This is a genomic window from Pelorhabdus rhamnosifermentans, assembly GCF_018835585.1.
GTDB lineage: Bacteria > Bacillota > Negativicutes > UMGS1260 > UMGS1260 > Pelorhabdus > Pelorhabdus rhamnosifermentans.
Genome location: NZ_JAHGVE010000192.1, coordinates 1 through 230, shown reverse-complemented (window position 1 = coordinate 230; position 230 = coordinate 1). Strand labels below are relative to the sequence as shown.

Below are 230 nucleotides of genomic sequence, written 5' to 3'. Positions count from 1 at the left end.
CCGACGACGGCGCGAATGTTGCGCGCGGTGTGCATGATCTCGGTCGTCGAAATCGACTTATATTTCGCGCTGGTCGCGCGCGCCAACTCCTCGGCCTCTTTGATTTCTTGCTCGGTCATGCCAGAGGTGCGCATTCGCACCTCCTCATGCGCGCGGTCGCTACCCGACTTCGCCAGGTGCGTCGCGATCGCGCGCGCGGCGGTCGAGCCGGCGTAAGCGCCGCCGACAGC

Annotated in this window: 1 protein-coding gene; it reads right to left on the bottom strand. The window is 66.1% G+C overall.

Annotated elements, in window-relative coordinates; translation table 11 throughout:
- Positions 1 to 230, bottom strand: a 230-nt coding sequence (locus tag Ga0466249_RS26320) for a hypothetical protein (protein WP_215832439.1), incomplete at both ends; no start/stop codon positions are given.